This is a genomic window from Actinoplanes sp. NPDC051405 (assembly GCF_055586185.1).
The window spans coordinates 172,420-180,882 of record NZ_JBVJIR010000023.1; the positions used below are offsets into that span (position 1 = coordinate 172,420).

At 72.6% G+C, this 8,463-nt stretch carries 9 protein-coding genes and 1 tRNA gene; all 10 read left to right on the forward strand.

The features are described from left to right. Positions 1-23: 23 nt before the first annotated feature. The 10 genes from ACZ6S4_RS38500 to ACZ6S4_RS38545 all read left to right on the forward strand — a co-directional run bounded on the left by ACZ6S4_RS38500 (position 24) and on the right by ACZ6S4_RS38545 (position 8,339). Complete coding sequence (locus ACZ6S4_RS38500; RefSeq protein WP_465479619.1) at positions 24-653, forward strand: LppU/SCO3897 family protein; 630 nt, start codon at positions 24-26, stop codon at positions 651-653. 69 nt (positions 654-722) lie between these two features. Further along, on the forward strand, positions 723-1,460 hold the full coding sequence (locus tag ACZ6S4_RS38505) for a uracil-DNA glycosylase (RefSeq protein WP_465479620.1): 738 nt from the start codon (positions 723-725) through the stop codon (positions 1,458-1,460). A gap of 52 nt (positions 1,461-1,512) precedes the next feature. Further along, the gene (locus tag ACZ6S4_RS38510) at positions 1,513-2,208 is read left to right on the forward strand and encodes a DUF4129 domain-containing protein (RefSeq protein ID WP_465479621.1); all 696 of its coding nucleotides are present in this window, start codon (positions 1,513-1,515) and stop codon (positions 2,206-2,208) included. Next, the gene (locus ACZ6S4_RS38515; protein ID WP_465479622.1) at positions 2,205-2,810 is read left to right on the forward strand and encodes a hypothetical protein; all 606 of its coding nucleotides are present in this window, start codon (positions 2,205-2,207) and stop codon (positions 2,808-2,810) included. Before ACZ6S4_RS38510 ends, ACZ6S4_RS38515 begins: the two co-directional genes overlap by 4 nt. A 13-nt stretch (positions 2,811-2,823) precedes the next feature. Beyond that, complete coding sequence (locus tag ACZ6S4_RS38520; RefSeq protein ID WP_465479623.1) at positions 2,824-3,834, forward strand: AAA family ATPase; 1,011 nt, start codon at positions 2,824-2,826, stop codon at positions 3,832-3,834. A gap of 20 nt (positions 3,835-3,854) precedes the next feature. Then, positions 3,855-5,198: a DUF58 domain-containing protein gene (locus tag ACZ6S4_RS38525; RefSeq protein WP_465479637.1), complete on the forward strand. Its 1,344-nt coding sequence runs from the start codon at positions 3,855-3,857 to the stop codon at positions 5,196-5,198. Between the two features lies 1 nt (position 5,199). After that, positions 5,200-5,763 (forward strand): hypothetical protein, encoded by a 564-nt coding sequence (locus ACZ6S4_RS38530; RefSeq protein ID WP_465479624.1) that lies wholly within the window; start codon positions 5,200-5,202, stop codon positions 5,761-5,763. Positions 5,764-5,889: 126 nt separating this feature from the next. Then, positions 5,890-7,245: an NAD(P)/FAD-dependent oxidoreductase gene (locus ACZ6S4_RS38535; RefSeq protein WP_465479625.1), complete on the forward strand. Its 1,356-nt coding sequence runs from the start codon at positions 5,890-5,892 to the stop codon at positions 7,243-7,245. A 70-nt stretch (positions 7,246-7,315) separates the two neighbouring features. Further along, positions 7,316-7,397: transfer RNA gene (locus ACZ6S4_RS38540), tRNA-Leu, on the forward strand. A gap of 108 nt (positions 7,398-7,505) precedes the next feature. Then, positions 7,506-8,339, forward strand: coding sequence for a Bax inhibitor-1/YccA family protein (locus ACZ6S4_RS38545; RefSeq protein WP_360830681.1), 834 nt, complete (start codon positions 7,506-7,508; stop codon positions 8,337-8,339). Positions 8,340-8,463: the final 124 nt, after the last annotated feature.

An 8,463-nucleotide genomic window follows, 5' to 3' on the forward strand; every position in this document is an offset into this window, starting at 1 on the left:
GCCGGAGCCCGAGAGGAATCATCGTGAGCAACCCGGTCGCGCCGCCGCCTTCTGCCGGTGACGGCTTCCCGCCGCCCGCCAACCAGGGCTTCGGCAACGCCCCTGCGCAAGGCCAGCCCTACGGCGCGCCGCCGGCGCAGGGTCAGCCTTACGGCGCGCCGCCGGCGCAGGGCCAGCCCTACGGTGCCCCGCCGGCCGGTGGCCAGCCCGGGCCCGGCCAGCCCGTGTCCGGCCAGCCCTACGGGGACCCGGCGCAGCAGGGCTTCGGCAGCCCGGCCGCCTTCCCGCCCGAGCCCAAGAAGAAGAGCGCGTTCGGCCGGATCGCGCTGCGCATCCTCGGCGCCATCGTCGTGTTCGTCATCATCGCCGTGGCCCGCGAGGCCTTCTTCGGCGACAAGGCCAAGGACGCCGCCGTCGGTGACTGCGTCGCCTCCTCCGAGGACGTGAAGGTCGACGAGGAGACCGAGGCCGACGCCAAGGTCGTCGACTGCAGCTCGGCCGACGCCGCGTTCACCGTGGTCGGCCGGGTCGACGGCGAGAGCAACACCAGCAGCAAGTCCTGCGAGAAGTTCTTCAAGGAGAGCGAGGAGTACTTCGTCTACGGCAGCACCGCCGGCAAGGGCTACCTGCTCTGCCTGCGCCCGAAGGCCTGACTTACCCCGGTACGGCGGGAGCCCCACCCCGGCTGCTCCCGCCGTCCCGCGCAGTGCTGTGCTGGAGCCGTGCCCAGCCGTACCCCTGAAGACGTCGCCCAGTACGCGGCCGCCGCGCCCGACCTGCCGGTCCTCGACGCCGGCGTCGCCGATTGCTTCGCCTGCCCGCGCCTGGTCGCCTGGCGCGAGGAGGCCGCCCGGGTCAAACGGGCCTCGTTCCGCGACCAGACCTACTGGGCCCGCCCGATCCCGGGTCTCGGACCCGCCGACGCGAGCATCGCCATCCTCGGTCTCGCCCCGGCCGCCCACGGTGGCAACCGCACCGGCCGCATCTTCACCGGTGACCGTTCCGGCGATGTGCTCTTCGCCGCGCTGCACCGGGCCGGCCTGGCCAACCAGCCGACCAGCGTCGCGGCCGACGACGGCCTGGCGGTGCGGCACACCCGGATCTTCGCCGCGGTCCGCTGTGCCCCGCCGGACAACAAGCCGCTGCCGGTCGAGCGGGACACCTGCGCGCCGTGGCTGCACCGCGAGCTCACCCTGATCCGGCCCACGCTGCGCGTCGTCATCGCGCTCGGTGGTTTTGCCTGGGCGGCGTGGTGGCCCGCGATGACCGCCGTCTATGGCCTGCGGCCGCCCGTCCCGCGTCCCGCCTTCGGCCACGGTGCCCAGGTCAGCCAGCCCGGCGTGCCCGAGTTGCTGGGCTGTTACCACGTTTCCCAGCAGAACACGTTCACCGGCCGGCTCACCCCCGCCATGCTCGACGACGTCCTCGGCCGTGCCAAAGACCTGGCGGGCCTGGCATGATGCGGACTCTGCCGATTTTCCGCCGTGCACGGACGACCTAAGGCCGGGAGTGTTGGATCTCGCCGCACTGCGTCGCTGGTGGCCGCTGGCCGCCGTCCTCGCGCTGCTCTTTCTCGCCTCGCTGGCGGCCACCCGTTCGGCCCCGCAGCTGGACAGGTTCGAGCCCGATGCCGCGCCCAGCATCGAGGCCGCACCGCTGCTGCCGCCCTCGCTGGAAGCACGCGTCGAGCCCTCGCAGGAGCCGTCGAAGGCCGGCGGTGACCTGCCCGACTGGACCGGCACCGTCGCCCTGGTGATCCTCGGCATCGTCGGCGCCATCGTGATCGGCCTGGTCGGGTGGGCGCTGCTGCGCCAGACGCTGAGCCGCCGCGGCAACCGCGGCCGCCGGGAGCCGCGCCGGCCGGAGGCACGCACCGCCGAGGACCTGGTCGCCGCGCTGGACGCGGGCCTGCAGGAGCTCTCCGACACCGACCGGGACCCCCGCCGGGCCGTGATCGCCTGCTGGGTACGCCTGGAGCAGGCCGCCGCCGCGGCCGGCACACCCCGGCACGCCGGTGACAGCCCCACCGACCTGGTCGCCCGGCTGCTGGCCGAGCAGCGCCTCGACGCCGGCGTGCTGACCCCGTTCGCCGCGGTCTACCGCCAGGCCCGATATGCCACCCACACCGTCGACGACCAGATGCGCCAGCAGGCCCGCTCGGCCCTCGAACGGCTGCGGGTCGACCTCGGCGCCGGAGTCAGCTCGTGAGCCGCGAGCAGGACGGCGGGCTCGAGGACCTCTTCGGCAGCCGGCCGGCCGAGGTCATGCTCCCGGACCCGCCCGAGGAGGAGGCCGAGAAACCGCGGTCCCGGATCGGCTGGGTCGTCCGCAACCTCCTGCTCGTCGCGGTCGCCACTGTCGTCACCGTGGCAGCGCTGCGGTCGCGCGGCATCAACGTCTCCATCCTGCTGATCGTGGCCGCGTTCGTCGCGCTGCGGCTGCTGATGCTGGCCGTGTCCGAAGTGGCCCCGCCGCCGCTGCCCAAGCCGGCGACCCGCCGCGGCGAGGACGAGGGCGACTACCGATGGGCCGGCACCGATACCCTGCGGGCGGCGGTACGGCGCTGGGAGCAACGGCTGGAGTGGTCGCAGCACGACTTCGAGAGGTTCTCGCGTAACGTCCTGCCCGTGTTCGCCGAGCTCGCCGACGAACGCCTGCGGCTCAAGCACGGGTTCACCCGCGCGTCCGATCCGCGGCGGGCCCGGGAGCTGCTCGGCGAGCCGCTGTGGGAGTTCCTGGACGAGCCGGGCCGGCGCTCGCCGAAGCCCCGTGAGCTGTCCACGTACGTCGAGGCACTAGAGAAGATCTGAGAAGGGTGGTTCGGTGACGGACGCGAGCGTGGAGGCCCTGCCGCCGTACGAGGTCGGCAGGCTGGCCGGCGCTGTCCTGGACTCGGTCGGCAGCGTGGTGGTCGGCAAGCGCGAGTCTCTCGAGCTGGTGCTGGCCGGCATCCTGGCCGGCGGTCACGTGCTGCTGGAGGACCTGCCCGGGCTGGGCAAGACGCTGACCGCCCGCTGCTTCGCCCAGTCGCTCGGCCTGGACTTCCGCCGCCTGCAGTTCACCCCCGACCTGCTGCCCGCAGACGTGACCGGCTCCTTCCTCTACGACCAGCGCAAGGGTGACTTCGCGTTCCGGGCCGGGCCGGTCTTCACCAACATGCTGCTCGCCGACGAGATCAACCGGACGCCGCCGAAGACCCAGGCCGCCCTGCTGGAGGCGATGCAGGAGAAGCAGGTCTCCGTCGAGGGCGTCACCTACCGGCTGGACCCGCCCTTCCACGTGCTGGCCACGGCCAACCCGATCGAGTACGAGGGCACGTACCCGCTGCCCGAGGCCCAGCTCGACCGGTTCATGCTGCGCGTCTCGTTCGGCTACCCCAGCGAGGACGAGGAGTGGGAGGTGCTGCGCCGCCGCATGTCCCGCCGCCAGGAGGAGTCGCAGCTGGCGCCGGTGGTCGACGCGCGCCGGCTGATGGCCATGCAGGCCGCGCTGGAGCAGGTCGTGGTCGAGGACTCGATCGGCCGGTACATCGTCTCGCTGACCTCGGCGACCCGCGAGCACGCCTCGGCGCTGGTCGGCTCGTCGCCGCGTGGCTCGCTGGCGCTGCTCCTGCTGGCCCGGGCCCGGGCGGTCATGGCCGGCCGGGACTTCGTGGTGCCCGAGGACGTCAAGGACGTGGCGGTCCCCGCGCTGGCCCACCGGATCACGCTGCGGCCGGAGATGTGGCTGCGCCGGGTCGACCCGTCCTTCGTGGTCCAGGAGGTGCTGCAGGCGGTGCCGGCGCCGGCCAGTGGTGCCCTGCCGACGTACGCGGGCGGGTACACCGGCCAGTGACAGCCTTGGAGCCGCCGTCGTTGCGGACCGCCGTACCCCCTCAGGGGCCGGCGGCCGACGAGGGGTGGGCGGCGCCCGCCTGGGTGCCCACCCGGGCGCTGGGCCGCACGGTGCTGCTGACCGGTCTGCTGCTGGTCCTCGGGGTGGCGCTGGGCCGCGTCGATCTGGTGCTGCTGGCGGCGCCGTTCGCCGTCGGCGCGGCGATCGGGCTGCGCCGGATGCCGCGCTCCGCGCCCGAGCTCACGGTGGACGCGGACGAGGAGCACATCGTCGAAGGCGGCAGCGTCGGCGCCGGGCTCACCGTGGCCAACCCCGACGTCATCCCGTACGACCTGGTGGTCGTGCGGACCCGGACCTCCCCGTGGCTGGAGCTGCGCGACGCCGACCGGCCGTTCGCGATCACCGTCGCCACCGACGGCTGGACCGCCGTCGAGCTGCCCGGCGAGGCGACCCGCTGGGGCCGGCACGAGGTGGGTCCGGCCGCCGCCCGCGTCGCCGCCTGCGGTGGCCTGCTGGCCTGCCGCCCGGTCGTGACGCCGGCCCGGCGGGTGCGGGTGTATCCGGAGACCGAGCCGTTCGCGGCCACCGAGGCGATGCCGGCGGCGGCCGGCCTGGTCGGCAACCACCGGTCGCGGCGGCCCGGCGAGGGCGGCGAGCTGGCCGGGGTACGCCCGTTCGCCCCCGGTGACCGGTTGCGCCGCATCGACTGGCGCGTCTCCCTGCGCACCCGCGACCTGCACGTGGCCTCCACCCTGTCCGACCGGGACGCCGAGGTGCTGCTCCTGCTGGACGTCCTCGGCGAGGCCGGCGCGTCCGGCGGCGTCAAAGGCCGGGCGTCCGTGCTCGACACGACGGTCCGCGCGGCCGCCGCCATCGCCGAGCACTACCTCCAGCGCGGTGACCGGGTCTCGCTCATGGAGTACGGCTCCTCCGCCCGGCGGCTGCGCGCCGCCACCGGACGCCGGCAATACCTGACGGTTCTCGAGTGGCTGCTGGACGTCCGGGCCGACACCGGCGACCAGGGCCCGCACGAGCACGTGTTCGGCGCCCACCACGTCTCCTCGGACGCGCTGGTCATGGTGCTGACCCCGCTGGTCGACCCGCGCTCGGCCGACATGCTGGCCGGGCTCAGCCAGTCCGGCCGCTTCACCGTCGCGGTCGACACGCTGCCCGCCGGGGTCACGCCGCCGAACCGCAGCCCGTGGACGCCGACCGCCACCAAGCTGTGGCGGATGGAGCGGGAGAACGTTTTGGGCCGGTTGCGCGAGCACGGGGTGCCGGTGGTGACCTGGGCCGGGGCCGGCAGCCTGGACCTGGTGCTGCGGGACGTGTCCCGGCTCGCCTCCGCACCTCGGGGGCGCTGACATGCTCGACGGCATCACCCGGCGGATCGAACGCACCCGGACCACCGTGGCCCGGGCGACGGCGCTGCCGTTGCTGGTCCGCGGCGGGATCGCCCTGGTCTTCGTGCTCGCGCTGATGGTGGCCTGGCCGGCCGCGCTGACCGCGAGCCGCTACGTCGTCCTGCTCGCCCTGGTCGGCGTCTACCCGGCCTTCGCTCCGCGCGGCCGCGGCGTGACCTTCGCGGTGCTGGTCGTGGTGGGCGGCTGGATCCTCGACACCACCTGGTACGACGCCCGGGTGGCCCTGTGGCGGGTGCTGAGCATCGCCGCCCTGACGTATCTCGGGCACACGCTGGCCGCGCTGGCGGCGGTGCTGCCGTACGACGCCATCGTCAACGTGGACGTGATCGCCGGCTGGCTGGCCCGGGCCCTGCTGGTCGTGCTGATCTCGGCCGTGCTCACCGTGATCACGCTGGGCCTGACCGCGGAGCTGGCCGGGGGAGCGTTCGTGATCGCGACGCTGGTCGGACTGGCCGCGGCGGTGGCCATCACCCTGCTGCTGGGCCGGCTGCTGCGCCGCCCGTAACGGTGAGCGCACCCTAAGTTTCCAGCGAAATGAAACCGAAACGTGTGCGTTACGGCACTTGACTAACGGGGTTGTGCTTGGTCACAGAACCGCGCACGGCGGCCCTCGGATCCGGATGATGGAAGGGTGAAACCGCAGCGGATCGTCGTCGTAGGGGCAGGTCACGTGGGGCTGTACGCCGCTCTGCGCCTGTCGAGGAAGCTCAACTCGGTGCAGGCTGAGGTGATCGTCATCGATCCGCAGCCGCACATGACGTACCAGCCGTTCCTGCCGGAGGCCGCAGCCGGCAACATCTCGCCGCGCCACTCGGTCGTGCCGCTGCGCCGCGAGCTCAAGCGCTGCCACATCGTCTCCGGCGAGGTCACCAAGGTCGAGCACGCCCGCAGGACGGTCACCGTGCGGCCGATCGACGGGCCGGTCAAGGAGATCGAGTACGACCACATCATCGTGGCCCCCGGTTCGGTCTCGCGCACCCTGCCGATCCCCGGCCTGCGCGAGCGCGGCATCGGCTTCAAGACCATCGGTGAGGCCATCTACCTGCGCAACCACATCCTGGACCGGCTGGACATCGCGGCCACCACCCCGGACGCCGGGATGCGCAAGGCGTCGCTCAACTTCGTCTTCGTCGGTGGCGGTTACGCCGGCGTGGAGGCGCTCGCCGAGATGGAGGACGTCGTCCGCGACGGCCTGAAGTACTACCCCGAGCTGGAGCAGGACGAGGTCCGCTTCGTGCTGGTCGAGGCGTCGAACCGGATTCTGCCCGAGGTCGGCCCGGAGATGGGCGCGTACGCGGCCCGCCAGCTGCAGAAGCGCGGCATCGACATCCGGCTCGAGACCCGGATGGAGTCGTGCGTCGACGGCGAGGTACGGCTCTCCGACGGCGAGACCTTCCGGGCCGAGACCATCGTCTGGACCGCCGGCGTCAAGCCGTCGCCCATGCTCGACCACACCGACCTGCCTCGCGGCCCGCGCGGGCACCTGACCTGCAACACGATGCTCCAGGTGGTCGACGGCGACAACGTGCTCGACGGCGCCTGGTCGGCCGGCGACTGCGCGCAGGTCCCCGACCTGACCAACCCGGGTGCCTGGTGCTCGCCGAGCGCCCAGCACGCGGTCCGGCAGGCCTCCCGGCTGGCCGACAACATCCGCGCGGTGATCATCGGCGCCCAGCCCAAGGACTACAAGCACAAGTACGCGGGCAGCGTCGCCAGCCTGGGTCTGTACAAGGGCGTCGCCAAGATCTACGGCGTCAAGCTCAAGGGCTTCCCGGCCTGGATGATGCACCGCACGTACCACATGAGCCGGATCCCGTCGTTCAACCGCAAGGTGCGGGTGCTGGCCGACTGGACGCTGGCCTTCGTGCTCAAGCGGGAGGTCGTCTCGCTGGGCCAGCTGCACGCCCCGCGCGAGGAGTTCACCCACGTGACCCCGCCGCTGGGCGACGACCGCAGCGCCGAGCCGGTGGGCGCCGGGTCCCGCTGAGCGTGGTTTGTGCCCGTCCCGGCGTTCTGCGGGGCGGGCCCGACCGGCTACGGTGAGCAGCAACGCATCGGCCCGGGTGGTGGAACGGCAGACACGGCCGCCTTAAAAGCGGCTGCCCAAAAGGCGTGCGGGTTCGAGACCCGCCCCGGGCACGGTTTTCAGCCTGCTCACAGCTTTGCCGGGCGACATCCAGCTGGTATTGCGCTTACCCTTGAACAGCACGCCCCTACGTGCCTCAACCTCAAGGGAGGCTGGACACAGTGAAGACTTCCAACCCGGTGCTCTCGCGCCTCGGCCAAGCGGCCGAGCGGGAGCGGACCGCCGGGTACAACCCGGCCGGACCGTACGGCCCGGCCGCCGGTCAGCCGGGTTACGGTCAGCCGTACCCCAGCGCACCGGGATATCCGGCTTCGCCGCCGGCTGTGCGACCCATGACGATCGACGACGTCGTCGTCAAGACCGTGACGCTGCTCGGCATCACCGGTGTCTCCGCCGTCGCGGCGTGGAACCTGGTCCCGGACTCGCTGCTCAGCGCGGCCTGGATCGGTGCCGCGGTGGTCGGCCTGGTGCTGGGCCTGGTCATCTCGTTCTCCCGGATGGCCAACCCGGCGCTCGTCGTGGCGTACGCGGTCATCGAAGGCGCGTTCGTCGGCCTGGTCAGCAAGTTCTACCAGGAGATCGCGGGCTTCCAGGGCATCGTCCTGCAAGCGGTGATCGCCACCTTCGGCGTGTTCTTCCTGATGGCGTTCCTCTACCGGGCCCGGGTCATCCGGGCCACGCCGAAGTTCGTCCGCGGCATGATCGCCGTGATGGCCGGCCTGTTCGCCGTCATGCTGATCAACTTCGTCCTCTCGCTGTTCGACGTCACCACCGGGCTGCGCAGCAACGGTGCCCTGGGCATCGGCTTCAGCATCATCTGCATCGTCGTCGCGTCCCTGAGCTTCATCCTCAGCTTCAACGAGGTGGAGGAAGGCGTGCGGATGGGTCTGCCGCAGCGCTACTCGTGGACCGCGGCGTTCGGCATCCTGGTCAGCCTCATCTGGCTGTACCTGGAGGTTCTGCGCCTGCTGAGCTTCCTGCAAGGCGACGATTAGCCGCCCGCACCACAACGTCACACCCGGCAGCGGGGGGGGGGGGGGGGGGGGGGGGGGGGGGGGGGGGGGGGGGGGGGGGGGGGGGGGGGGGGGGGGGGGGGGGGGGGGGGGGGGGGGGGGGGGG

Coding starts and splice junctions, on each gene's coding strand:
- ACZ6S4_RS38530 (WP_465479624.1), top strand. CDS start 5,200: ATGCTCGACGGCATCACCCGGCGGATCGAACGCACCCGGACCACCGTG.